Source organism: Enterobacter cloacae complex sp. SYL003 (assembly GCF_049236925.1).
GTDB lineage: Bacteria > Pseudomonadota > Gammaproteobacteria > Enterobacterales > Enterobacteriaceae > Enterobacter > Enterobacter intestinihominis.
Genome location: NZ_JBMKJK010000034.1, coordinates 1 through 25,355, shown reverse-complemented (window position 1 = coordinate 25,355; position 25,355 = coordinate 1). Strand labels below are relative to the sequence as shown.

The 25,355-nt window shown below is 54.7% G+C and carries 21 protein-coding genes, 2 tRNA genes, 1 other RNA gene and 1 pseudogene; 13 read left to right on the top strand and 12 right to left on the bottom strand.

All coding sequences use genetic code 11. The annotated features are described in order from the left end of the window. Positions 1-146 precede the first annotated feature (146 nt). Positions 147-539 carry a lysozyme inhibitor LprI family protein gene (locus ACOT1A_RS23860; RefSeq protein ID WP_046618396.1) on the bottom strand — a complete coding sequence of 131 codons (393 nt, stop codon included), beginning with the start codon at positions 537-539 and terminating at the stop codon, positions 147-149. A 101-nt stretch (positions 540-640) separates the two neighbouring features. Continuing rightward, positions 641-4,603: a trifunctional transcriptional regulator/proline dehydrogenase/L-glutamate gamma-semialdehyde dehydrogenase gene (gene putA / locus ACOT1A_RS23855; protein ID WP_276170116.1), complete on the bottom strand. Its 3,963-nt coding sequence runs from the start codon at positions 4,601-4,603 to the stop codon at positions 641-643. Positions 4,604-5,025: 422 nt separating this feature from the next. On the opposite strand from putA, the gene putP reads away from it, so the two are divergent. Together putP and ACOT1A_RS23845 are read left to right on the top strand one after the other, a co-directional pair. Further along, positions 5,026-6,534: a sodium/proline symporter PutP gene (gene putP / locus ACOT1A_RS23850; protein WP_022647686.1), complete on the top strand. Its 1,509-nt coding sequence runs from the start codon at positions 5,026-5,028 to the stop codon at positions 6,532-6,534. A 72-nt stretch (positions 6,535-6,606) separates the two neighbouring features. Further along, positions 6,607-7,026 (top strand): DUF3574 domain-containing protein, encoded by a 420-nt coding sequence (locus ACOT1A_RS23845; protein ID WP_126502937.1) that lies wholly within the window; start codon positions 6,607-6,609, stop codon positions 7,024-7,026. An 82-nt stretch (positions 7,027-7,108) separates the two neighbouring features. Here the strand turns inward: ACOT1A_RS23845 and ACOT1A_RS23840 are convergent. Beyond that, positions 7,109-8,293: pseudogene (locus ACOT1A_RS23840) on the bottom strand (NupC/NupG family nucleoside CNT transporter). Positions 8,294-8,544: 251 nt separating this feature from the next. On the opposite strand from ACOT1A_RS23840, the gene efeU reads away from it, so the two are divergent. The 5 genes from efeU to ACOT1A_RS23815 all read left to right on the top strand — a co-directional run bounded on the left by efeU (position 8,545) and on the right by ACOT1A_RS23815 (position 15,050). Then, positions 8,545-9,378, top strand: a complete 834-nt coding sequence (efeU, locus tag ACOT1A_RS23835) for an iron uptake transporter permease EfeU (protein WP_032624499.1) — start codon at positions 8,545-8,547, stop codon at positions 9,376-9,378. Between the two features lie 41 nt (positions 9,379-9,419). Then, a complete protein-coding gene (gene efeO, locus ACOT1A_RS23830; RefSeq protein ID WP_276170115.1) occupies positions 9,420-10,547 on the top strand; it encodes an iron uptake system protein EfeO in 1,128 nt (375 codons plus the stop codon). A gap of 3 nt (positions 10,548-10,550) precedes the next feature. Further along, positions 10,551-11,834, top strand: coding sequence for an iron uptake transporter deferrochelatase/peroxidase subunit (efeB, locus tag ACOT1A_RS23825; RefSeq protein WP_023305843.1), 1,284 nt, complete (start codon positions 10,551-10,553; stop codon positions 11,832-11,834). A 499-nt stretch (positions 11,835-12,333) separates the two neighbouring features. Continuing rightward, positions 12,334-13,125, top strand: coding sequence for a phosphate starvation-inducible protein PhoH (phoH, locus tag ACOT1A_RS23820; protein WP_017384762.1), 792 nt, complete (start codon positions 12,334-12,336; stop codon positions 13,123-13,125). 419 nt (positions 13,126-13,544) lie between these two features. After that, positions 13,545-15,050, top strand: a complete 1,506-nt coding sequence (locus tag ACOT1A_RS23815; protein ID WP_022647693.1) for an alanine/glycine:cation symporter family protein — start codon at positions 13,545-13,547, stop codon at positions 15,048-15,050. A gap of 213 nt (positions 15,051-15,263) precedes the next feature. Here ACOT1A_RS23815 and ACOT1A_RS23810 read toward each other — a convergent pair. The 4 genes from ACOT1A_RS23810 to ACOT1A_RS23795 form a co-directional block, all read right to left on the bottom strand. Next, a non-coding RNA gene (locus ACOT1A_RS23810) (RtT sRNA) lies at positions 15,264-15,401 on the bottom strand. Positions 15,402-15,446: 45 nt separating this feature from the next. Next, positions 15,447-15,534: transfer RNA gene (locus ACOT1A_RS23805), tRNA-Ser, on the bottom strand. Between the two features lie 137 nt (positions 15,535-15,671). Beyond that, on the bottom strand, positions 15,672-16,349 hold the full coding sequence (locus ACOT1A_RS23800; RefSeq protein WP_003858068.1) for an isochorismatase family protein: 678 nt from the start codon (positions 16,347-16,349) through the stop codon (positions 15,672-15,674). A gap of 20 nt (positions 16,350-16,369) precedes the next feature. After that, entirely contained in the window at positions 16,370-17,230 is an 861-nt protein-coding gene (locus tag ACOT1A_RS23795; protein ID WP_022647694.1) for a pirin family protein, read from the bottom strand. A 109-nt stretch (positions 17,231-17,339) separates the two neighbouring features. Between ACOT1A_RS23795 and ACOT1A_RS23790 the strand changes: the two genes are divergently transcribed. Then, the gene (locus tag ACOT1A_RS23790; RefSeq protein WP_023299771.1) at positions 17,340-18,245 is read left to right on the top strand and encodes a LysR family transcriptional regulator; all 906 of its coding nucleotides are present in this window, start codon (positions 17,340-17,342) and stop codon (positions 18,243-18,245) included. A gap of 243 nt (positions 18,246-18,488) precedes the next feature. Here ACOT1A_RS23790 and ACOT1A_RS23785 read toward each other — a convergent pair. Further along, a tRNA-Ser gene (locus tag ACOT1A_RS23785) sits at positions 18,489-18,576 on the bottom strand. Between the two features lie 229 nt (positions 18,577-18,805). On the opposite strand from ACOT1A_RS23785, the gene ghrA reads away from it, so the two are divergent. The 4 genes from ghrA (at position 18,806) to ACOT1A_RS23765 (ending at position 21,719) form a co-directional block, all read left to right on the top strand. Then, on the top strand, positions 18,806-19,744 hold the full coding sequence (ghrA, locus tag ACOT1A_RS23780; RefSeq protein WP_276170114.1) for a glyoxylate/hydroxypyruvate reductase GhrA: 939 nt from the start codon (positions 18,806-18,808) through the stop codon (positions 19,742-19,744). A gap of 84 nt (positions 19,745-19,828) precedes the next feature. Then, positions 19,829-20,566 carry a phosphatase gene (locus ACOT1A_RS23775; protein ID WP_022647697.1) on the top strand — a complete coding sequence of 246 codons (738 nt, stop codon included), beginning with the start codon at positions 19,829-19,831 and terminating at the stop codon, positions 20,564-20,566. Positions 20,567-20,585: 19 nt separating this feature from the next. Continuing rightward, on the top strand, positions 20,586-21,140 hold the full coding sequence (locus tag ACOT1A_RS23770; protein ID WP_022647698.1) for a TorD/DmsD family molecular chaperone: 555 nt from the start codon (positions 20,586-20,588) through the stop codon (positions 21,138-21,140). A gap of 96 nt (positions 21,141-21,236) precedes the next feature. Continuing rightward, positions 21,237-21,719 (top strand): DUF1097 domain-containing protein, encoded by a 483-nt coding sequence (locus ACOT1A_RS23765; protein WP_072200882.1) that lies wholly within the window; start codon positions 21,237-21,239, stop codon positions 21,717-21,719. 43 nt (positions 21,720-21,762) lie between these two features. On the opposite strand, the gene csgG is transcribed toward ACOT1A_RS23765, so the two are convergent. Genes csgG through csgD form a run of 4 tightly spaced genes read right to left on the bottom strand, consistent with a single transcriptional unit; the run spans position 21,763 to position 24,110 of the window. Then, positions 21,763-22,596 carry a curli production assembly/transport protein CsgG gene (csgG, locus tag ACOT1A_RS23760; protein WP_023299773.1) on the bottom strand — a complete coding sequence of 278 codons (834 nt, stop codon included), beginning with the start codon at positions 22,594-22,596 and terminating at the stop codon, positions 21,763-21,765. A 26-nt stretch (positions 22,597-22,622) separates the two neighbouring features. After that, a complete protein-coding gene (gene csgF, locus ACOT1A_RS23755) occupies positions 22,623-23,039 on the bottom strand; it encodes a curli production assembly/transport protein CsgF (RefSeq protein ID WP_003858054.1) in 417 nt (138 codons plus the stop codon). 26 nt (positions 23,040-23,065) lie between these two features. Then, positions 23,066-23,455, bottom strand: a complete 390-nt coding sequence (gene csgE / locus ACOT1A_RS23750; RefSeq protein WP_003858052.1) for a curli production assembly/transport protein CsgE — start codon at positions 23,453-23,455, stop codon at positions 23,066-23,068. Between the two features lie 4 nt (positions 23,456-23,459). Continuing rightward, positions 23,460-24,110, bottom strand: coding sequence for a biofilm master transcriptional regulator CsgD (csgD, locus tag ACOT1A_RS23745; protein ID WP_006809293.1), 651 nt, complete (start codon positions 24,108-24,110; stop codon positions 23,460-23,462). 742 nt (positions 24,111-24,852) lie between these two features. Between csgD and csgB the strand changes: the two genes are divergently transcribed. Continuing rightward, positions 24,853-25,287 carry a curli minor subunit CsgB gene (gene csgB, locus ACOT1A_RS23740; protein WP_421625537.1) on the top strand — a complete coding sequence of 145 codons (435 nt, stop codon included), beginning with the start codon at positions 24,853-24,855 and terminating at the stop codon, positions 25,285-25,287. The last annotated feature ends 68 nt before the right edge of the window (positions 25,288-25,355 follow it).

The window sequence follows — 25,355 nt, the reverse complement described above, 5'->3', positions numbered from 1 at the left end:
ACATAAAGTGAACGGAATGACCACCACCGCCGTATGTTCCCCTCACCCTAACCCTCTCCCCGGAGGGGCGAGGGGATTGCTCAATGCTCGCATTAATTTGTGGGGAACCCTCAGCCCTGTGGGAGAGGGAATAGTTCAGTGCCGTGTCAGCCCGGCGGGAGGGGACAGCTTAAGTCGCCCTCTTCACACTGCATCAGCGTGGCCAGAAACGCTTCGCGCTCCACGGTTTTTTCCGCCAGACACTGGTTCACAATCATTGGCTGAACGCTCCCGCCTTCCGTACCCGAACCGATAAACGCACAGTCCGCGTCGCGCAGGCTGATCCACGCCTGCTGCGCCTTTTTCAGCAGATCGCGCTGAGGTGCAGCCGCACGTTTGATGGCGGCCTGATAGGTCTCGTTGAGCTTTTTATCGGCGGCCTGGTACTGCTGCGCGCTACAGGTGTTCAGTTCAAGCTGGGTGGTCGCGTTATCGCACTCGTCGGCCAGCGCGCTGGCGCTGAGCAGCAGTGCTGCGCCTGCGAGAAATACTCTTTTCATCATTCCCTCCGTGTAAAAAAGCCGGATGCGCTGCGCTTATCCGGCCTACGGTGATTTTGTAGCCCCGGTAAGCGTAGCGTCACCGGGGAAAGTTTACACGATTAACCGATTGTCATCAGGCTGGCGTTACCGCCTGCCGCCGCGGTGTTGACGCTGAGCGAGCGCTCCACGTACAGACGCTCCAGCAGCAGGTTGGTTTCCCCGCGCGCAAAGCCCTGCACGGAAACGATGGCACCGCTGCGGGCCGCAACCTGCTCACACAGTTCGCGCAGCTGGTCGGAATCACCGTGGTAGATCACCGCGTCAAACGGCTGGGTCAGCAGGGCATCGGCCTTCGCAAAGCGAATGCGAGCCGAGACCGCTTTTGGCAACTGTTTGGCGAGGTCGCGATGCAGCGCATCTTCCGGCCACAGCACCTCACAGCCCGTTGCTGTAGCGGCTGCCAGCTGCACCAGCGCATCCTGCTCGTCATCCGCCATGCACAGCACACGCTCGCGCGGCATCAGCGTCCAGGTGTTGCGCTCACCGGTTGGACCCGGCAGCAGGCGCTGGGTACCGGCCTGCGCCAGCTCGCCGTACTGCTGCGCAATTGCACGCAGTTCAGGGCGGTTTTCTGCCCACTTAATCAGCGCGTCCAGCGGCTGGGTCAGCACGGTTTTCACCTGCGCATCCACCGGATAGTCCGCGTCCTGACGCGCCAGCGTCACGCCCAGCGCATTTTCCGGACGGTTTGCCAGCAGGCGGTACAGATAGAGCGGACCGCCCGCTTTCGGGCCGGTGCCGGAGAGACCTTCACCGCCGAACGGCTGCACGCCCACGACCGCGCCAACCATGTTGCGGTTGACGTACAGGTTGCCGACTTTAGCATTGCCGGTCACCTGGGCAATGGTTTCGTCGATACGGGTATGCACGCCAAGCGTCAGGCCGTAACCCGAGGCGTTGATCTGATCGATCAGCTCGTTGAGGTTGTTACGGTTGTAGCGCACCACGTGCAGTACCGGGCCGAAGACCTCTTTTTTCAGCTCGTCGAAGCTTGCCAGCTCAATCAGCGTTGGCGGCACGAAGGTGCCGGTCTGCCACTCGCGGGCATCTTCACTGTTCTCACGCACCGCCTGGAACACCGGACGGCCTTTGGCACGCATGGTCTGAATGTGGTTTTCGATGTTGGCTTTGGCTTCCGCGTCGATCACCGGCCCGATATCGGTGGTGAGACGGCCCGGGTTGCCCATGCGGCATTCCGCCATCGCACCGCGCAGCATCTTCAGCGTGTGGTCAGCCACGTCATCCTGTAAGCACAGCACGCGCAGGGCGGAACAGCGTTGACCCGCGCTGTCGAAGGCAGAGGCCAGCACGTCAACGACGACCTGCTCAGTGAGCGCGGAGGAGTCCACGATCATGGCGTTCATGCCGCCGGTTTCAGCGATCAGCGGCGTTGGACGGCCCTGCGCATCCAGACGGGTGGCGATGTTGCGTTGCAGCAGGGAGGCTACTTCGGTCGAACCGGTAAACATCACGCCGCGCACGCGGTTATCGGAGGTCAGTTTGGCACCCACCGTTTCACCGCGCCCCGGCAACAGCTGCACCACGCCCGCCGGTACGCCCGCTTCCAGCAAAATGTTAATGCCCTGAGCGGCAATCAGCGGAGTCTGCTCTGCCGGTTTTGCCAGCACGCTGTTGCCTGCGGCAAGGGCCGCGGCAATCTGGCCGGTGAAGATTGCCAGCGGGAAGTTCCACGGGCTGATACAGACCACCGGGCCGAGCGGACGGTGCGTTTCGTTGTCGAAATCATCACGCACCTGACCGGCGTAGTAGTGCAGGAAGTCGACCGCCTCACGCACTTCGGCGATGGCGTTGCTGAAGGTTTTACCCGCTTCACGCACCAGAATGCCGATAAGCTGCTGCATCTGATCTTCCATCAGCACCGCCGCGCGTTCCAGAATGGCGGCACGCTCCTGCGGCGGGGTGGCAAACCAGATTGGCGCGTTGTTCACCGCGCTCTCCAAAGCCTGATCCACTTCCGCTTCTGTGGCTTCGCGCACGTAGCCGACGATATCCTTCGGCTCTGCCGGGTTGATCACCGGCTGCATTTCACCGTCTTCAACGGACTGCTCAAGGATCGGTTTGGCCTGCCACTTCTGCAATGCGCTGTTAAGCAGGGCAGAAGAGAGCGACGCCAGACGGTGTTCGTTGGCGAGATCCAGACCCGCCGAGTTGACGCGACCTGCACCATACAGCTCGCGCGGCAGGGCAATCTTCGGATGCGGCAGACCAATTTGGCCTTCATGCGCCGCCATCTTCTCTACGGCCTGTACCGGATCGGCCACCAGTTCGTCCAGCGGCAGGGTGGTATCGGCGATGCGGTTAACGAAGGAGGTGTTCGCCCCGTTCTCCAGCAAACGACGCACCAGGTAGGCCAGCAGGGTTTCGTGAGTACCTACCGGGGCATAAATACGGCACGGACGGTTCAGCTTGCCGTCGGCCACTTTACCGGTCACCTGTTCGTACAGCGGTTCACCCATGCCATGCAGACACTGGAACTCGTACTGGCCCGGATAGTAGTTCTGACCCGCCAGGCTGTAGATCGCCGCCAGGGTGTGGGCGTTGTGGGTGGCGAACTGCGGATAAATCAGGTTCGGCACGCCGAGCAGTTTTTTCGCGCAGGCGAGGTAAGAGACGTCGGTGTAGACCTTGCGGGTATAGACCGGATAGCCTTCCAGTCCTTCCATCTGGGCGCGTTTGATTTCGCTGTCCCAGTAGGCACCCTTCACCAGACGGATCATCAGGCGGCGACGGCTGCGGCTGGCCAGGTCAATCAGGTAGTCAATGACGAACGGGCAGCGTTTCTGGTAGGCCTGGATAACGAAACCAATCCCGTTCCAGCCCGCCAGCTCCGGCTCGAAGCACAGTTTTTCCAGCAGATCGAGGGAGATCTCCAGACGATCCGCCTCTTCGGCGTCGATGTTGATGCCGATGTCATACTGGCGCGCCAGCAGGGTCAGGGACTTCAGGCGCGGGTAGAGTTCTTCCATCACCCGGTCGTACTGCGCGCGGCTGTAGCGCGGGTGCAGGGCGGAAAGCTTGATAGAGATGCCTGGCCCTTCATAAATACCGCGACCGTTGGACGCTTTACCGATGGCGTGGATCGCCTGCTGGTAAGAGACCATGTAGGCCTGCGCGTCGGCGGCGGTCAGCGCCGCTTCACCCAGCATGTCGTAGGAGTAGCGGAAGCCTTTGTCTTCCAGCTTGCGGGCGTTCGCCAGCGCTTCGGCAATGGTTTCCCCGGTGACGAACTGCTCGCCCATCAGGCGCATCGCCATGTCCACGCCCTTACGGATCAGCGGCTCGCCGCTCTTGCCGATAATACGGTTCAGGGAGCGCGACAGGTTGGCTTCGTTATGGGTGGAGACCAGCTTGCCAGTAAACAGCAGGCCCCAGGTGGCGGCGTTCACAAACAGGGACGGGCTGCGGCCAATGTGGGAGTGCCAGTTGCCGTTGCTGATTTTGTCGCGGATCAGGGCATCGCGGGTGGCTTTATCTGGGATACGCAGCAGCGCTTCCGCCAGACACATCAGCGCCACGCCTTCCTGCGAGGAGAGGGAGAACTCCTGCAACAGACCCTGCACCATACCGGCGCGTCCGCTGGCGGTTTTCTGATTACGCAGCTTGTCGGCGAGCTGATACGCCAGGCTGTGCGCCTGAGCGGCAACGGCTTCCGGCAGGCGCGCCTGCTCCAGCAGCATCGGCACGGCGTCGGTTTCGGCACGGCGATAGGCGCCGGTAATGGCGGCGCGGCTGACGGACTGCGGCAGGATCTGCTCGGCAAATTCCAGGAACGGCTGGTGGTTCTCATCAGCGGCCGTCGCGGCCTCTTCGCCTTCGTTCGCAGCGCCCGCCAGCAGGGCAGGCAGCTCCGGCAGACCTTCTTCACTCTCCAGTCTTTCCAGATAGTTAAAAATCGCCTGCTTGATTAACCAGTGCGGCGTGCGGTCGATACGGGTCGCAGCGGTTTTAATCCGTTCGCGGGTAGCGTCATCCAGCTTAACCCCCATGGTGGTCATCCCCATGCCAAAACTCCTGTTGTTCTGTAATAGCGTTCTGTTGATAGCGTGAAATATCCACCATGTTGCAACTTTGTGCAACCGTGTTAAATGTGACCTGGTCTGCAAGCTGGAAAATGAATGGATTGTTAACGATTAGTTAGCTGTGAAAAAGAACGCGCGGCGGTTTCTGAGCCCAGTTTTTATGCGGTGCTTAACACTTTTTAAAGGTGCAACCCATAAAAGCGTGAGCGAGTGCAACCTATAGGAAAGACGTATAAAACCAGGGATGAAATTCATGTAAATGCAGTGTTAAATCGTTTGTCAGTGGGATGCGTATACGGCAGGATAGCGCGCCCAACGGAAACACATACACACATCACTACGTTCCGGTGATGACATAACAAGGCAGCCCGGACGGCTGTCGCTCGACATTTTGGAGAATTTGAATGGCTATTAGCACACCGATGCTGGTGACATTTCTCGTTTATATTTTTGGCATGATCCTGATAGGGTTTTTGGCATGGCGTTCCACTAAAAACTTTGACGACTACATCCTCGGCGGGCGCAGCTTGGGCCCGATGGTCACCGCACTCTCAGCGGGCGCATCCGACATGAGCGGCTGGCTGCTGATGGGGCTGCCGGGCGCGATTTTCATCTCCGGTATCTCCGAAAGCTGGATCGCCATCGGCCTGACCGTTGGCGCGTGGATTAACTGGAAGCTGGTAGCAGGCCGTCTGCGTGTGCATACCGAAGCCAACAACAACGCCCTGACGCTGCCGGATTACTTCACCGGACGCTTTGAAGATAACAGCCGCATATTGCGTATTATCTCTGCGGTGGTGATCCTGCTGTTCTTCACCATCTACTGTGCCTCCGGCATTGTGGCGGGCGCGCGTCTGTTCGAAAGCACCTTCGGCATGAGCTATGAAACGGCGCTGTGGGCCGGTGCGGCCGCGACCATCCTCTATACCTTCGTGGGCGGATTCCTGGCGGTAAGCTGGACCGATACCGTGCAGGCGAGTCTGATGATTTTCGCCCTGATCCTGACCCCGATAATTGTGATCTTTACCGTCGGCGGCTTTGGTGAATCGCTGGAAGTGATCAAGCAGAAGAGCATCGAAAACGTCGATATGCTGAAAGGGCTGAACTTCGTGGCCATCGTCTCCCTGATGGGCTGGGGCCTGGGCTACTTCGGTCAGCCGCACATTCTGGCGCGCTTTATGGCGGCGGATTCTCACCACACCATCGTTCACGCGCGTCGCATCAGCATGACGTGGATGATCCTGTGTCTGGCGGGGGCGTGCGCGGTCGGTTTCTTCGGTATCGCCTACTTCAACAACAACCCGGCGCAGGCGGGCGCGGTGAACCAGAACGCCGAGCGCGTGTTCATCGAGCTGGCGCAGATCCTGTTCAACCCGTGGATTGCCGGTATCCTGCTCTCCGCGATCCTGGCGGCAGTCATGTCCACCCTGAGCTGTCAGCTGCTGGTGTGCTCCAGTGCCATCACCGAAGACCTCTACAAAGCGTTCCTGCGTAAGGGCGCGAGCCAGAAAGAGCTGGTGTGGGTAGGGCGTTTTATGGTGCTGCTGGTGGCGCTGGTGGCGATTGCGCTGGCGGCTAACCCGGAAAACCGCGTGCTGGGGCTGGTGAGCTACGCGTGGGCGGGCTTTGGCGCCGCATTTGGTCCGGTGGTGCTGTTCTCCGTTCTGTGGTCACGCATGACCCGCAACGGCGCGCTGGCGGGGATGATCATCGGTGCGGTTACCGTTATCGTCTGGAAACAGTTCGCGTGGCTGGGCCTGTACGAAATTATCCCGGGCTTCATCTTCGGCAGCCTCGGTATTGTGGTGTTTAGCCTGCTGGGTAAAGCGCCGTCTGCATCTATGCAGAAGCGCTTTGCGGAAGCGGATGCGCATTACCACTCAGCGCCGCCGTCTAAGCTCCAGGCTGAGTAATTTCCCTCTCACCCTAACCCTCTCCCCGGTGGGGAGAGGGGATAGTCCTTTCACCTATGTGAGTCTTCATCAATGAGAATTAAAACAGGGCTAATGGTGGCAGCATGCGTGATGCTGGCGGGCTGTAACGCACCCGCGCAGCATGCGGCGGTGGAAACCTGCAAAGCAGAAAATCAGATGCAGCAAACCACGCTCTATTTCGGCTTAAACCGTCCTGCCGGGGCGCAAATCACAGGCAACGAATGGCAGCAGTTTGTCGACCAGGACGTGACGCCGCGCTTTCGCGATGGCTTAACGGTATTTGATGCCCGCGGTCAGTGGCTGGGTAACGACGGCAAGGTGGCGCGCGAGCCGAGCAAGGCGCTGATGCTGATCCACGGCAAAGACGCGCAGAGCGAGAAAAACATCGAGGCTTTACGCGGTATTTATAAATCCCGCTTCGCACAGGAGTCGGTGATGCGGGTCGACCAGCCGGTGTGCTTACAGTTTTAATAAAAAACGGCGGGAAATCCCGCCGTTGTTGTATCGTAGGCCCGTGCAAGCGAAGCGCCGCCGGGCATTAACCGCACAAAACTTACAACACCAACCCCGCAAAGCTCGCCGACAGCAAACTCACCAGCGTTGCCCCGTATACCAGGCGTAAACCAAACCGCGACACCACATTACCCTGTTGCTCGTTCAGGCCTTTTATTGCCCCCGCCACAATACCAATGGAGGCAAAGTTAGCGAACGACACCAGGAACACTGACAAAATCCCCAGTCCGCGCGGTGACATTTGGTGGGCTATTTTTTGCAGCTCGATCATCGCCACAAATTCATTCGCCACCAGTTTGGTTGCCATAATACTGCCCGCGCTTAAGGCATCGCTCAGCGGAATACCAATAAGCCACGCCAGCGGATAAAACACGTAACCCAGAATCTGCTGGAAGCTCAGGCCAAATACGCTGGAGAAGAGGGCATTAACGGCGCTAATAAGGGCGATAAAGCCAATCAGCATCGCCAGAATAATCATCGCCACCTTAAAACCGGCCAGAATATATTCGCCCAGCATTTCAAAGAAGGTCTGGGATTCATGCAGCTTTTCCAGTTTGATATCGGGTTCGGCTTCCGGGCGGGCCGGGTTAATGACCGAAAGGATAATAAAGGTGCTGAACATGTTCAGGATCAGTGCCGCGACGACAAATCTGGCGTCGAGCATGGTCATATAGGCACCGACAATCGACAGCGAAACCGTCGACATCGCCGTTGCAGCCATCGTAAACAGGCGGCGCGAGGAGAGATCGCCCAACACGCCCTTGTAGGCAATGAAGTTTTCCGACTGACCGAGTATCAGTGAGCTCACCGCGTTAAAGGATTCCAGCTTGCCCATGCCGTTCAGTTTTGACAGCAGCGTCCCGATAACCCGAATAAAGATCGGCAGAATACGCCAGTGCTGCAGAATACCAATCAGCGCCGAGATAAAAATAATGGGGCAGAGCACGCCAAGGAAAATGAACGCCAGCCCTTTTTCACCCATCCCGCCAAAGACAAAATTCGTCCCTTCGGCAGCGAATTTAAGCAGTGACTCAAAGAAACCGGAGACATGTTTAATAATGAACAGGCCGCTTTATGCATGCAGAAAAAAGAATGCCAGCGCGATTTCAATCACGATCAGCTGTAAAACGAAACGAATGCGAATTTTTCGGCGGTCGAAACTCACCAGCCAGGCGAGCGCAAGAATAATCACCAGCGCCAGCAGGAAATGGACAATTTTAAACATGGTTTATTTTCAGTTGGTTTTCGAGGCGGACATTTAGCCACAGCCCCGGTTAACCGTAAATGGGCATTTTCGTTATACCTTATAAACGCAACGGTTACTCAGGCAATTATTATTCCGCAATGCGTTTACATCTGGTCATCAAAACTCCACATATTTCGCTTGTTTTTCTTGTAGCCGTAATGATAATCACTATCACAAGAATTTACCTTTCTTTGCATCAGTTGACCGCGATAAACATTTAAGGTGTCTGCATGTTTGTTCCTTTTCTCATTATGTTACGTGAAGGCCTTGAAGCGGCCCTGATTGTTAGCCTTATCGCCAGTTATCTGAAGCGCACCCAGCGTGGACGCTGGATCGGCGTGATGTGGGTTGGCGTCTTCCTGGCCGCGGCGCTCTGCCTGGGGCTGGGTATTCTTATCAACGAAACCACCGGAGAATTTCCTCAGAAAGAGCAAGAGCTTTTTGAAGGCATTGTTGCCGTAATAGCGGTGGTGATCCTCACCTGGATGGTGTTCTGGATGCGCAAGGTCTCCCGTAACGTGAAGGTACAGCTGGAGCAGGCGGTGGATAACGCCTTGCAAAAAGGCAACCAACACGGCTGGGCGCTGATCATGATGGTTTTTTTCGCCGTGGCGCGTGAAGGCCTGGAGTCAGTGTTCTTCCTGCTCGCGGCTTTTCAGCAGGACGTGGGCATCTGGCCGCCGCTGGGCGCGATGCTTGGGCTGGCCACGGCGGTTGTGCTTGGCTTCCTGCTCTACTGGGGCGGAATTCGTCTTAACCTGGGCGCGTTCTTCAAGTGGACCAGCCTGTTTATTTTGCTGGTGGCCGCGGGGCTGGCGGCAGGGGCGATCCGCGCCTTCCATGAAGCGGGCCTGTGGAACCACTTCCAGGACGTGGCGTTTGATCTTAGTAACGTTCTCTCCACCCACTCACTGACCGGCACGCTCCTTGAAGGTATCTTCGGCTATCAGGAAACGCCGAGCGTCAGCGAGGTGGCGATGTACTTTATCTATCTTATTCCGGCGCTGGTGCTGTTCTTCATGCCATCGCGCCCCAGCGCTCAGCCGTCGCGTACTGCGCCGTGAAGCGCTTTGTTTAGTTACAACATACTTTAAAGGGAAGAGACATGGCTATTCAATTCCGTCGTAGCGCGTTACAGGTTGGTGTGGCAGCGCTGTTCGCGTCTGCCTTCGCCGCTCAGGCAGCAGATATTCCGCAGGTAAAAGTCACCGTCAACGATAAACAGTGCGAGCCGATGACCATCACGGTTAACAGCGGTAAAACCCAGTTTATTATTCAGAACCACAGCCAGAAGGCGCTGGAGTGGGAGATCCTGAAAGGCGTGATGGTGGTAGAAGAGCGTGAAAATATCGCGCCTGGCTTCAGCCAGAAAATGACCGCTAATCTTCAGCCGGGGGAATATGACATGACCTGCGGCCTGCTGACTAACCCGAAAGGTAAGCTGATCGTCAAAGGCGCAGCGACGGCGGACGGGGCCAAAGGCACCGCGCTGCTGAGCCTCGGCGACGCCATTACCGCCTATAAAGCCTACGTCACCAAAGAGACGGCTGACCTGGTGGCAGGCACCAAAGCCTTTACCGACGCGGCGAAAGCGGGCGATATCGAAAAAGCGAAATCCCTGTATGCGCCGACACGTCAGCACTACGAGCGCATCGAGCCGATTGCCGAGCTGTTCTCTGACCTCGATGGCAGCATTGACGCCCGCGAAGATGACTACGAGCAGAAGGCCGCCGATCCGAAATTCACCGGCTTCCACCGCCTGGAAAAAGCCCTGTTTGGCGATAGCTCCACCAAAGGGATGGAGAAATACGCCGATCAGCTCAATAGCGACGTGCTGGAGCTGCAAAAACGCATCAGCGAGCTGGCCTTCCCGCCGTCGAAAGTGGTAGGTGGTGCAGCGGGTCTGATTGAAGAAGTGGCCGCGAGCAAAATCAGCGGTGAAGAAGATCGCTACAGCCACACCGACCTGTGGGACTTCCAGGCAAACGTCGACGGCGCACAGAAAATTGTCGATCTGCTGCGGCCCCAGCTGCAAAAAGAGAACGGCGAACTGCTGGCGAAAGTGGATGCCAACTTTAAGAAAGTTGACGCCATCCTGGCGAAATACCGTACCAAAGACGGGTTCGAAACCTACGACAAGCTGACCGATGCTGACCGTAACGCGCTGAAAGGCCCGATTACGACGCTGGCGGAAGATCTCTCCCTGCTGCGTGGCGTTCTGGGTCTGGACTAAGCGATGAACAAGCATGATGAGTACGACGTGGCGGAACCTTCCCGACGTCGGTTGTTAAAAGGGGTAGGGGCGCTGGGCGGCGCGTTTGCCCTGGCGGGCGGCTGTCCGGTGGCGCATGCGGCAAAACCGCAAAGTGCCCCCGGCACGCTCTCCCCGGATGCGCGTATGGAAACGCAGCCGTTTTATGGTGAGCACCAGGCAGGAATCCTGACGCCGCAGCAGGCCTCGATGATGCTGGTGGCTTTCGATTCGCTGGCGAGTGATAAGGCTGACCTTGAGCGTCTGTTCAGGCTGTTGACCACGCGCATTGCCTTCCTTACGGCGGGCGGTCCGGCACCGGAAACACCGAATCCGCGCCTGCCGCCGATGGATTCCGGGATCCTCGGGGCGTTTATCGCTCCCGATAATCTGACCATCACCGTGTCGGTGGGGGAATCGCTGTTTGATGATCGCTACGGTCTGGCGAAGCAGAAGCCGAAAGCGCTGCAAAAAATGACGCGATTCCCGAATGACTCTCTCGACGCGGCGTTGTGCCACGGCGATCTGCTGTTGCAGATCTGCGCCAATACCCAGGATACGGTGATCCACGCCCTGCGCGATATCATCAAGCACACCCCGGATCTGCTCAGCGTGCGCTGGAAGCGGGAAGGTTTTATCTCTGACCACGCCGCGCGCAGTAAAGGGAAAGAGACGCCGGTCAACCTGCTGGGCTTCAAAGACGGTACCGCCAACCCGGACAGCAGCAATACCGTGTTGATGAAAAACGTGGTCTGGGTGACGGCGGATCAGGGCGAACCGGCCTGGGCGGTGGGTGGCAGCTATCAGGCGGTGCGTATCATTCAGTTCCACGTGGAGTTCTGGGACCGCACGCCGCTGAAAGAGCAGCAGACGATCTTCGGCCGCGATAAGCAAACCGGCGCACCGCTCGGCATGAAGCACGAGCACGATGAACCCGACTACGCCCGCGACCCGAACGGAGATGTCATCGCGCTGGACAGCCATATTCGTCTCGCCAATCCTCGCACCAAAGAGACCCAGTCCAGCCTGATGATGCGCAGGGGCTACAGCTACTCGTTGGGGGTGACCAATTCCGGTCAGCTTGATATGGGACTGCTGTTTGTCTGCTATCAGCACGATCTGGAGAAAGGGTTCCTCACCGTGCAGAAGCGGCTCAACGGCGAAGCGCTGGAGGAGTACATCAAGCCCATCGGCGGCGGCTATTTCTTTGCCCTGCCCGGCGCGCGTGACGCGAAGACCTGGCTCGCTCAGGGTCTGATAGAAGCCTGATAATCGTCCCTGCGACAGTTCGCGGGGACATTATTTTTCCATATGACTATCTTGTTGTTATATTTCTGTAATATTCATATATGAGACTGATTCCGCTGCAGGAGCAGTCTTAAAGGTTGCATCTAGGTAAAATAAATGTTGCATTTATGATAATTCCTGATGTACTTAAGATAAGACAGCGGTAGTTCCCGGCAGTGATATTGACTCACTATGGAGATCGCGAATGGTTGCGTCCTGTACTGGACAAGGTAAACACATCAACCGCAGCACCCGGCGCGGAGGCTCAGACTCCGGCAGCGATTTCCTCACCACAAAATTCTCCCCTCCACCTCTAAATACGATTTCTACCGACGTGCATAACGGTGCGCGTAGCCGTTCTGTATCGTCATCCGGTAATGCAAGCAATGGCTTACAAGGAAGCCAACCCTCTGATGTTCGTGCGCATAATCGTGCCGATGCTGGCGCGTGTGATGAATACCAACAACTCAAGGTGCTATCCATGGGAAGACAGAAAGCAGTGATCAAAGCTCGTCGCGAAGCAAAACGTGTGCTGAGACGGGATTCACGTAGCCATAAACAGCGTGAAGAAGAATCGGTCACCTCGCTTGTGCAGATGAGCGGCGTAGAATCCATTGGCATGGCGCGGGACAGCCGCGATGCATCGCCAATAGTGGCGCGGAATGAAGCTCAGGCGCACTACCTGAATGCTATCGAGAGTAAACAGCTCATCTTTGCAACCGGGGAAGCCGGATGCGGGAAAACCTGGATCAGTGCCGCCAAAGCGGCGGAGGCGCTGATTCATAAGGACGTGGAAAGGATCATCGTTACCCGTCCGGTACTGCAAGCGGATGAAGATCTGGGCTTCCTGCCCGGCGATATTTCTGAGAAGTTTGCCCCGTACTTCAGGCCCGTCTATGACGTGCTGGTGAAGCGGTTGGGCGCTTCCTTTATGCAGTACTGCCTGCGACCAGAGATTGGCAAGGTGGAAATCGCGCCGTTCGCCTATATGCGCGGACGTACATTTGAAAATGCGGTCGTTATTCTTGACGAGGCTCAGAACGTGACCGCTGCGCAAATGAAGATGTTTTTAACGCGCCTCGGGGAGAACGTGACGGTTATCGTCAACGGCGATATTACCCAGTGTGACCTGCCGTCGGGCGTGAAGTCTGGCCTGAGCGATGCCATGTCACGTTTTGAGGAAGATGAGATGATAGGGGTGGTCCGCTTCACAAAAGAGGACTGCGTCCGCTCAGCGCTGTGTCAACGAACGCTGGAAGTGTACTCCGACTAAGATCATTTCACATTTTAAGTCATTTCTTCCCGGCGTCATGCCGGGAAGCTTCTTTTATTCCCTCTGCTCGCATGGCTTTTTTTAAATCATATTTATTTCCTATAGCATTCAACGGCATTTACGCACCGTTTTGCGGTAATAATAATATTACTGTTAATTTACTGCGAACGCTTTTTATACAGTTAGAAAAAATGTGATATGTATTTACAATACCCACAAAATACCTGTGAATATAATGATCGCGCTAATTGTTAGGTGAAAATTAAACGTGAATGTTGTCACAGAACATGACTAAGCAGTAAAAATTAAGTTGGTGTCTTTTGGGTAATTATCTATGTTTCGTACTTGTTCAAATTAAATTCTAAGAAGAAACACACCAGGGGATCGTTTCCTCTGGAACATCACGCTGAGGGTCATACATGAACGAACTGGTTAGTGCAATTAACGGTGTTATCTGGAGCCCTGCGTTAATATTTTTATGTCTGGGTGTCGGTCTCTATTTCTCACTGCGTAGTCGTTTTCTACAATTACGTCATATAAAACATATGATTACCCTGATGTTTCAGGGCGGGGCTACCGATGCCGGCGTATCATCGTTTCAGGCGTTGACGATGACGCTGGCGGGCCGCGTAGGGACAGGGAATATCGCCGGTGTGGCGACCGCCATTACCTTTGGTGGCCCCGGTGCGCTTTTCTGGATGTGGGTAGTGGCATTTTTAGGCGCCAGCTCTGCTTTTGTTGAATCCACGTTAGGTCAGGTTTATAAAGAAAAAATTAACGGCGAATATCGTGGGGGACCTGCCTTTTATATTGAAAAAGGGTTGGGGGTGAAGTGGTACGCATGGTTATTTGCTATTGTGACCATTTTCTCCTGCGGTTTATTACTTCCGGGCGTACAGGCAAACTCAATTGCCGCCAGCCTGGATATTGCCTTCGGTCTTAACCCAAACGTTACGGCGGCAATACTGGCTGTACTGTTAAGCTTCATTATTTTCGGTGGTGTAAAAAGGATCGCCAGCTTTAGCAGTATGGTCGTTCCGTTTATGGCGCTCGGCTATATTATTGTTGCCTGCGTTATTATCGCGATCAATATTGAAAAACTGCCTGCTGTTATCCTGCTGATCTGGAAAAGTGCTTTTGGCCTTGAAGCGGGATTTGGCGCTATTCTGGGCCAGGCTATCATGTGGGGCGTTAAACGCGGCGTCTATTCCAACGAGGCGGCGCAGGGCACCGGGCCACATGCATCCTCGGCAGCAGCCGTAAGTCATCCGGTGAAACAAGGGCTGGTTCAGGCGTTCTCCGTATATATCGACACGCTGTTTGTCTGCTCCGCGACCGGGTTTATGCTGTTGATCACCGGGCTTTATAATGTTCAGGGCGTCGACGGCGCAGCCCTTTATACCGGTATTGCAGGCGTGGCGGCGGGTCCTGGCTATGTGCAGACAGCGATGGAAAGTATGATGCCGGGCTTTGGTAATTACTTTGTCGCCATCGCGCTATTCTTCTTTGCCTTCACCACCATCATTGCCTATTACTATATCGCTGAAACCAATATCGCCTACATCAACCGTAAAATTCACCGTCCGTGGCTGACATTCCTGCTTAAATTATGTCTGATGGCTTCCACGGTATATGGCACAATCCGCACCGCGGATCTGGCATGGGGATTAGGGGATATCGGGGTAGGGCTGATGGCCTGGCTCAACATTATTGCCATTGTCCTCTTGCATAAAAAAGCCTTTGCCAGCCTGAAGGATTATGAAACCCAGAATGCGCAGGGAATTGATCCACAGTTTGATCCGGTTCGGCTTGGGATTAAAAATGCGGATTACTGGCTGGGGGAGCGCAGAGATGAAGAGGGGGGATTGCCGGGGCAGGTTTCTTCTCCTGAAGGAAAGCAGCCGGCGGGGAAGTTGAATAACTGAGGAATAGTTTAAAACGGGCCCGTGCTTATGCGCGGGCTTTTTTTATGGGTGAGGCGGTATCACCCGCACCGGCGGGGATTGACTCGCTTCGCTCTCAGTCTGTCCAACTGGCTGCGCCAGTTGTCGAACCCCGGTCGGGGGTTCTCATCCCCCCGCAGACGTGCAACATGCGAAAAAAAAGCCCGCATTTTCATGCGAGCTCTTCTTAAAATATGGCGGTGAGGGGGGGATTGACTCGCTTCGCTCGCCCTGCGGGCAGCCTGTTCGCTATGCTCTCAGTCTGTCCAACTGGCTGCCGCCAGTTGTCGAACCCCAGTCGGGGGTTCTCATCCCCCCCTTTTCGGAGAATATAAAAGAAAAAAGCCCGTACTTTCGTACGAGCTCTCATCTTAAATATGGCGGTGAGGGGGGGATTCGAACCCCCGATACGTTGCCGTATACACACTTTCCAGGCGTGCTCCTTCAGCCACTCGGACACCTCACCATATTGTTTTGCTGCCTGACCGCTTGGGGGGCAACGGGGCGCTACTATAGGGAGTTGCGCGAAAGCGGTCAAGCAGATTTTCTGCATTCGTGCCTGTTCGGTTAAGCCTTAATCAGCTTATGGCGCACCGCGCAGGATCAACGCTGCGAATCGAGCACTTCGCTGTTTTTCACGACGTCCTGCGCTTTGCTGTAACTTTCGATCAGCAGCTGGTAGGCAGGGAAGATGTGTGTGTACACCTCTGCCCATTCTCCCGCATCTTCACGGTTCCACGTGCGCTGGATCTCTGAGGCCACTGCCGCTGTGTCCATCGGTACCACGCCTGCCTGCACCACGCGCGCCAGGGTGATCTCTTGCGCCATTTTGCTGTAGGTGCCGGAGGCATCAATCACCGCAAACACTTTATATCCGTCCGCCACCGCGCTGATGGACGGGAAGGCCATGCAAACGCTGGTAATCGTCCCCGCGATAATCAGCGTTTTGCGTCCGGTGGCTTTCACCGCCGCCACGAACTCCGGATTATCCCAGGCGTTGATCTCACCCTTGCGTGCCACATACTGTGCGTGCGGCGCATTGGCGTGGATCTCCGGGATAAGCGGGCCGTTCGGTCCCTGTGGAACCGACGCCGTGGTGATCACCGGGATCTTCGCCAGCGAGGCGATCTTTGCCAGCGCTGCTGCACGAGCGCGCAGCTCAGGCATTGGCATGTCTCCAACAGTCTGGAACAATCCGCTCTGGTGATCGATAAGCAGCATAACGGCATCATTGACGTCAATAACGGGACGTGCACCGTTGAAGTTTGCAGGGGTAGACATAATGCGCTCCTTTATTACGTTTAGATTTGGCCAAAGCGGCCGGAGTTGAAATCGCGAATAGCTTCGGCGATTTCGGTTTTACTGTTCATCACAAACGGGCCATAGCCCACGATGGGTTCATTCAGTGGCTCCCCGGCCATCAGCAACACTTTGGCATCGCTGCTGGCTTCGAGATGCAGCTTGTCGCCGCTCTGACTCAGCACGACCAGCTGCGCCTCACCCGCAGGCGTGGTGCCGTTCACCGTCACGCTGCCCTCAACAACAACCAGCGCCGTGCTCCAGCCTTCGGGCTGATTGAGCGTCAGGTGGCTGCCCTGGTGCAGCGCGAGATCCCATACGTTAAGCGGTGAGAAGGTATGCGCCGGGCCGGTTACCTCTCCAAAGCGGCCAGCAATCACGCGCATTGTTCCGCTGTTATCCGGCAGGGTGACCACCGGGATATCCGCCTGAGTGATGCTCTGGTAGCCAGGCGTCGCCATTTTGTCTTTGGCGGGCAGGTTGACCCACAGCTGCATCATTTTCAGTTCACCGCCTTTCTGCGAGAACGCGCTGGAGTGGAACTCCTCGTGCAAAATGCCTGCGCCTGCCGTCATCCACTGCACATCGCCTGGACCAATAACGCCGCCTCTGCCGGTGGAATCACGGTGCTCAACTTCGCCTGAGTAGACGATGGTCACCGTTTCAAAACCGCGATGAGGATGCTCGCCCACGCCGCGTTTTGCGCCATCCGCCGGGAAGGTATGTGGTCCGGCGTAGTCAAGCAGCAGGAACGGGCTCAGCGGTTCGCCGTGCGTCTGGTAAGAAAACATCGAACGAACCGGAAAACCATCACCGACCCAGTGCGGACGAGGTGCGGTATACACGCCTGTTACGTTTTTCATGATTAACTCCTGATGTCCTGTTGATGTAATTAGCTTATATTCAAGGTTAATATCCCGGTAGATAGCAAAAATGACATTCACTGTTCCTTAAATGGAACAATGGGGGCGTATGCAGGATCTCAATGATTTCGTATGGTTTGTGAAGGTGGTGGAGCATGGCGGCTTTGCGGCGGCGGGGCGGGCGCTCGATCAGCCAAAGTCGAAACTGAGCCGTCGGATTGCGCAGCTGGAAGAACGCCTGGGTGTTCGGTTGATACAACGTACCACGCGGCAGTTTGCGGTGACTGAAGTGGGGCAGACGTTCTATCAGCACTGTAAAGCCATGCTGGTGGAGGCTGAAGCTGCGGAGGAGGCGGTGGCTGCTTTACAGGCTGAGCCGCGCGGTATGGTCAGGATCACTTGCCCCGTAACCCTACTGCACGTTCACGTGGGGCCCATGCTGGCGAGGTTTATGGCGCGCTATCCGGGGATCAACCTCCAGCTTGAAGCCACCAACCGCCGGGTCGACCTGGTGGGAGAGGGGGTGGATGTGGCGATCCGCGTTCGTCCGCGCCCGTTTGATGACAGCGATTTGGTATTAAGGGTGCTGGCGGACAGGGGACACTGTCTGGTTGCCGGGCCGACACTGATTGAACGGATGGGCAACCCGGCGATGCCTTCTGAACTCAGCGAATGGCCGGGTTTAAGTATGGGCGCTGGTAAACACCTGCATAAGTGGGAGCTGAGCGGGCCGGAGGGGGCGAAAGCAGACATTCACTTCACGCCGCGCCTGGTGACTACCGATATGCTGGCGCTGCGGGAGGCAGCGATGGCGGGCGTGGGCGTGGTACAGTTGCCCATTTTGATGGTGAAGGATCAGCTGGCTTCAGGTGAGCTTGTTCGGGTGCTGAACGCGTGGGAGCCAAGACGGGAAGTGATTCACGCAGTATATCCTTCCCGGCGCGGTTTACTGCCGTCGGTCAGGACGCTGGTGGATTTTCTAACCGAAGAATATGCCCGGATGGTGGAGGAGTAACGTTTCCAGGTGACAACTGAATGCGAGCACCTAACTATCCCCTCTCCCCTCCGGGGAGAGGGTTAGGGTGAGGGGGGGATTGACTCGCTTCGCTCGCCCTGCGGGCAGCCTGTTCGCTACGCTCTCAGTCTGTCCAACTGGCTGCGCCAGTTGTCGAACCCCGGTCGGGGGTTCTCATCCCCTCGCAGTCGTGCAACATGCGAAAAAAAAGCCCGCATTTTCATGCGAGCTCTTCTTAAAATATGGCGGTGAGGGGGGGATTCGAACCCCCGATACGTTGCCGTATACACACTTTCCAGGCGTGCTCCTTCAGCCACTCGGACACCTCACCATATTGTCATCCCGTTGTTGTCGGGACGGGCGCTAATGTAAGGAAAAGCTGTACTGCCGTCAACCCACTTTTTCAGTAATTTAGCGTGTTTAGACAAACTTCAGGCAACCTGATTTCGAAATGTGCGAAAAGCGCCTCTTTTATCAGCAACGCGGTTTAGCGATAAATTTGTTATGCTGACAAGCCAGTTGAAAATGAAAATAAAACAGCGCACTAAAAGGCAATGACTATGGATATTATCTTCTATCACCCCACTTTTGATACGGCTTACTGGATTAAGGCGCTCACGGCGGCACTGCCTGGCGCACGCGTTCGCGAATGGAAACAGGGCGATAATGAACATGCCGACTACGCGCTGGTCTGGCATCCCCCGGTCGAAATGCTACAGGGACGCCGTTTGAAGGCGGTGTTTGCTCTTGGTGCGGGGGTGGATTCCATTCTCAGTAAGCTGAAGGCTCACCCTGAAATGCTGCCGGAAGATATTCCCCTGTTTCGTCTGGAAGATACCGGTATGGGGGAGCAGATGCAGGAATACGCCGTAAGCCAGGTGCTGCACTGGTTCCGCCGCTTCGACGATTATCAGGCGTTTAAACAGCAATCCCACTGGGAACCTCTCCCGGATTATCAGCGTGAAGATTTCACCATCGGCATCCTCGGGGCGGGTGTGCTGGGTTCGAAAGTCGCCGAAGCGCTCGCCCCGTGGGGCTTCCCACTGCGCTGCTGGAGCCGGAGCCGTAAGGATTATCCGGGCGTCGAGAGCTTTGCCGGATTGGACGAACTCCCGGCGTTCCTGAAAGGGACACGCGTTCTCATTAACCTGCTGCCGAATACGGCGGAAACGGTCGGCATTATCAATGGCACGCTCCTCAACAAGTTGGCAGAAGATAGCTACTTAATGAACCTGGCGCGCGGGGTACACGTTGTGGAAGACGATCTGCTGAAAGCGCTGGATAGCGGTAAACTGAAAGGCGCAATGCTGGATGTGTATAGCCGCGAACCGCTGCCGACAGACAGCCCGCTTTGGGCACATCCACGCGTGGCGATGACGCCCCATATTGCGGCCGTGACGCGACCGGCGGAGGCCGTGGCGTATATCTCGCATACCATCAGCGAAATAGAGAAGGGCAACGTGGTGACCGGACAGGTCGACAGACAGCGAGGCTACTGAGAGAAACCCGGCGTTCGCCGGGTTTTTGCTAATATTCGCCGCTGATAACTGCTATCCTTTGGAAAAACCGCAGAGGAGAGAAAGATGTATCCCGTTGACCTGCATATGCACACCGTCGCCAGTACTCACGCTTACAGTAACCTCCATGATTATATCGCTCAGGCGAAGCTGAAAGGCATCAAGCTGTTTGCGATAACCGATCACGGTCCGGATATGGCGGATGCGCCGCACTACTGGCATTTTGTGAATATGCGTATCTGGCCACGTCTGGTTGACGGTATCGGGATACTGCGAGGCATCGAAGCGAACATCAAAAATACCGACGGTGAAATTGACTGCACCGGCCCGATGCTGACCTCGTTAGATCTGATCCTCGCCGGCTTCCACGAGCCGGTCTTTGCGCCCCAGGATAAAGAGACCAACACCGCGGCGATGATTGCCACCATTGCCAGCGGCAATGTGCACATTATCAGCCACCCGGGGAATCCGAAATACCCGATCGATATTCAGGCCGTGGCACAGGCCGCAGCGAAGCACCGCGTGGCGCTGGAGATCAACAACTCCTCGTTCGTGCATTCGCGTAAGGGCAGTGAGGCCAACTGCCGCGACGTTGCGGCGGCCGTGCGTGACGCGGGCGGAATGGTGGCGCTGGGCTCTGATTCACACACGGCCTTCACGCTGGGTGATTTCAGCGAGTGCCTGAAAATATTGCGGGACGTGAATTTTCCGGAAGAACAGATCCTGAACGTCACGCCGCGTCGTATGCTCGACTTCCTTGAGTCGCGCGGCATGGCGCCGATTGATGAATTTGCCGATCTTTAATTATTAACGGAATAAAAACATGAATGAGTTTTCCATCCTTTGCCGCGTGCTGGGCACCTTATATTACCGCCAGCCGCAGGATCCGCTGCTGGTTCCGCTGTTTACCCTGATTCGTGAAGGTAAACTGGCGCAGAGCTGGCCGCTGGAACAGGATGAGTTGCTGGAACGCTTGCAAAAAAGTTGCGATATGCAGCAGATTTCAACGGATTACAACGCGCTGTTCGTGGGGGAAGAGTGTCGCGTGTCGCCGTATCGTTCTGCCTGGCAGGAAGGTGCGACCGAAGCGGAAGTTCGGGCGTTTCTTTCAGAACGCGGCATGCCGCTGACGGATATGCCTGCCGATCATATCGGTACCCTGTTGCTGGCGGCCTCATGGATTGAAGATAAAGCAGGTGATGATGAGAATGAGGCGATTGAAACCCTGTTCGAAACGTATCTGCTGCCGTGGGTCGGAACCTTCCTGGGTAAAGTTGAAGCCCACGCCACCTCTCCGTTCTGGAGAACGCTGGCTCCGCTGACGCGTGACGCTATCGCTGCCATGTGGGATGAGCTGGAAGAAGAGAGTGAAGAGTGATTTAAATCACAAAAATCCTGCAACGATACATTTCAACTTGCACGTAACGTGCTTCTGATCTCATTTCTAGGGTGCGCATCTGCTAAGATGCGCACCATGAACATATTACTTTGTATTGCAATCACGACTGGCATCCTCTCCGGCCTCTGGGGTTGGGTGGCGGTATCTCTCGGTTTGTTGAGCTGGGCCGGTTTTCTTGGCTGCACGGCCTATTTCGCCTGTCCGCAGGGTGGTTTTAAAGGGCTCTTTATTTCAGGCAGCACGTTACTGAGTGGCGTGGTCTGGGCGCTGATCATTATGAAGGGCAGCGCGCTGGCGCCGCATGTGGAAATCCTGGGGTACGTCATGACCGGTATTGTGGCTTTCCTGATGTGCGTTCAGGCAAAACATCTGCTGTTGTCCTTTGTGCCCGGCACGTTCATGGGTGCCTGCGCGACCTTTGCAGGCCAGGGGGACTGGAAGCTGGTGGTCCCTTCGCTCATGCTGGGATTACTGTTTGGCTACGCTATGAAGAACAGCGGTCTCTGGCTTGCAGCCCGACGCGAGAAGAGCCAGAACGTTCCTGTGGTAGGTAAATAAAAAAAAGGCGAGACGAAAATCTCGCCTTTTTATACGCCGCCAATCATGACTCCGGCGGAACCGACATCTCACGGTATTTCACCAGCACCGCATTACTCACGTCACTTTTATTCTGAAGATCCCACAAGCCGCGATCGATGCCGTCATTAATCAGGAAAATCACCCCGGTTTCGATGGCCGACATCAGACACAGCATGACCGGCTCGTTAGAGGTATAGCCAATTTCAGCCTCCAGCAAACGCTGGTAGTCGATAAAGCGGAATACCCCCGCCTGCACTTCATATGAGAGAATCGTTTTACTGGTGGTCACGGAGGATAAAATTTCACCCGTGCTTACGTTAACCACGCGCAGGTTGACGGCAATCTGATCCAGCTGATACTGCGTGTCGGCCCCGATACCAAAGTAACGGGCACCCGCGCCGCCCGATTTCACGTTACTTTCGTAGCCGATAATCGAGCCTTCCACCATGATATTGGCTGCGGTGAGAGACTGTAGCGGCATGCGGTTATTGACGCCAACGGTACCATTCTCCTGTGCAGCACGAATGATTTTTCGTTCGTTAAGCAGGTTTTGCAGCCCCTGGCGTTCCAGCGGGATAAACCAGCGCGAATCTTTCAGGGCGGTAACCAACATCGCGGTGGCGCTCTGCGGTACGGCCGTGGAGAAGTTACTGGCCGGATACGGTTTGAACTGGCCCGTCTCATCCTGAATGTTATAGACCGAGACGAATATCTTCCCGGTAGGGCCGGGCAGATGCGTCAGATCCCGATAGCTCTGGGCACGGGGCATTAGGGTGGGTTTAGCGGCTTCTTTTGGCGGGGCAGTTAAACAACCGCTTAATAAGCACACTGCAACTAAAATAAAAAAGCGCTGCATGATAATTGTCCTTATTTCGGGGGTGTTTAGAAATCAGTTGAACTGGTCTGCAAACCGGAAACCTGGATTGTCGACGTCTTACCGGTTTTTCGGTCTGTCACATTTAACTGAAGCTGCCCGTCTTTATTGGCAATATCGACGATAAAGTCGTTAGTGACCATCCGGCCGGGTTTTCCGGTATTAATGTTGGTTAATAAGCCACCTAATATTTGCGACTGGATGGCCTGAGTAAAATTATCCAGAGCTGACGGGGTCTCGATACCGAAATCATCGTCATAGCTGGGGTCTTTATAGGAGTTTTGAGCCTGCGCCTGGTTAAGCATAAAGGCTCCGTTATTCGGGTTGCCGCCAAAATTAGGGTTGCGGAACTGGAATGTCATATTTCCGGCCCAACTCAACGGCGCAATGAGCATTAACGAAATCACTGTGTGTGCGAGACGCATTACAGCCTCCGAAATAGGTGTCGTTGCTAGAACTCATCTTTTGCTAAATCGCCTGTGCTCAAAAGGGCTTTATCTAACTGTAGGCGGTTAATAGCTTCTTCTGTTTGTGCCAGTGCGAAAGCGACGTTCTGATCGAAGTCTCTTTTCGTTGGGAATAAAAAAGTCTGGTAAATAACGTCCTGATTAGCGGTTATTGTGATCCAGCTTCCCCACCGCGCACTGGGCCGTTCGTTGATGGTTAAATTACCCGGATAATCGCTTTCCCACTTATCGCTGAAGGCACGATAAAAATCGTGTCCGACAGAGGTGACGGTGTGGTCGGTCAACAGTCCAGGAACTTCCACCTCAACAGCCTGAAGGTTTCCGGCAGCAAGCATAATGCCTGCGGCGGCAATCCAACTTAGGGTGCGTTTCATGCTATTAACGCCTGAGGTTATCGTTTGCCCACGACACCGCCTGCGTGCGATTTTTAACAGCTATCTTTTTGAAAAGATTATAAAGATGCGTCTTAACCGTATTTTCGCTGATAAATAACGAACGGGCGATTTCAATATTTGAAGCACCAATACGCAGTTTGTTCAGGATCTCTTTCTCACGGTGCGTCAGAAGGGCCGATTCCGAACTGTTATAGCGATAATTTCCGGAGTGGGTAATGAGGTAGCTGGCCAGTTTTTGCGAGAAATAACACTCCCCCCGCAATATGCCCTGCAAACCCTCCACGACACGGTTTTCTTCTTCTGTAACGTAAAACACGCCGTTAATATGCGGCCAGCTCTCAATTTCGCGGAAAGGATACTCATCAGGCGTATTCAATAACAATACGCGGATATTATTGTTTTTCCTGCTTAAATTATCTTGCCAGTAATGGATCAGTTTTTTATCCGCTTCCATCATATCGAGAAGAATGATGCTGCCAGGAGCGATATCATCAAAAGAACGTTGAATGTTATGAAGTTTCCCGTTAAGTGACAGGCATTGTTTTAAATGCTGCAATAACGCTGTCGCTTGTAAGGAAGGTTTTGTGATCAACAATAATGTATGACCGGGTAAGCTATGGACTTCATTAAACATGATGAAACCCCACGTTATTTATGACACCCGGCAGTTGCCCTCGTATTATTGAAAAGGGCACCAGAAGTACTGCAGGTGTGGCACTGCTGTGTGTAGTTAAAAAACCTTCCTCCAAAGGAGGCGGTAAAATTAAAAAAAATAACGTACTGCTGTTTTCAATCTAGCTATTGCAAACTTTAAAGCAAGTGTTAATCGTGTAACAAAATGTAAAATTCGATATTTATTTGTGTATTTTGCAGGGTTAATAGATTTTAAGATAAGGGGAAAGTTGTACAGGTGTATAAACGTGCACAGATTTTAAAAACCATACGGTATATTATAATGAGTTGTATTATCTGGTTTTTTATTATTGTAAGCCAGCCGGTAAAAAGTATGAACTCTGCTAAAAACATAAGACTTCCCTAAGCCGGAATTTTTTCTTAAGAAAACTTGCTTCGTGTCACGCGCGTGACAAAGGGCATTGTCGTTTTTGTCTGAAGAAGCCGGTACAGGTTGGACAACCTGTCTCGCTGTTGTACAAGCGCAGGAAAACATTTTTGGTTTCTGCTTTAGGCGAGTATCCCGTCGTTTCAGGCGAGATTTACGACTTTGTGGTGAAGGGGAATATAAAAATAAGGCGCACGGGTGAGATATTAAACATGTTTCGGCAGACATACTCTTTTCCGTAACGCGGCGTTAACAAAACGAATCGCGTTAACGGAGTAAGGAATACCTTTTTTATAGCCAGGTCCAGGGTGACAGCATGAAAAACAAAACGTTGTTTATGATGTTTACATTACTGGGTGCGCCTGGGTTTGTAATCGCAGGTGATTCAGATTTAGCCAGTTCTGAATATAATTTTGCGATAAATGAATTAAGTAAAGCTTCATACAATCAGGCAGCCATTATTGGTCAACAGGGTTCAGGTAATAATGTTGATGTACGCCAGGGCGGTTCTAAATTGCTGTCCGTTATTTCCCAGGAGGGCGGGAATAACCGCGCGAATGTTGATCAGTCAGGGACGTATAACCTTGCTTATATCGATCAGACCGGCAACGGCAACGATGCGAGTATTAAGCAGGGCGCTTTTGGCAACACCGCCATGATTATCCAGAAAGGCTCGGGTAACAGGGCGAATATAACGCAGTATGGTACGCAGAAAACAGCAGTTGTAGTACAGAGAGGCTTTGTTGAATAAATCGAACTTTTGCTGAGTTGAAGGATCAGATCACGTATCTTCCCGACAACGCAGACCGTTCCGTGGCA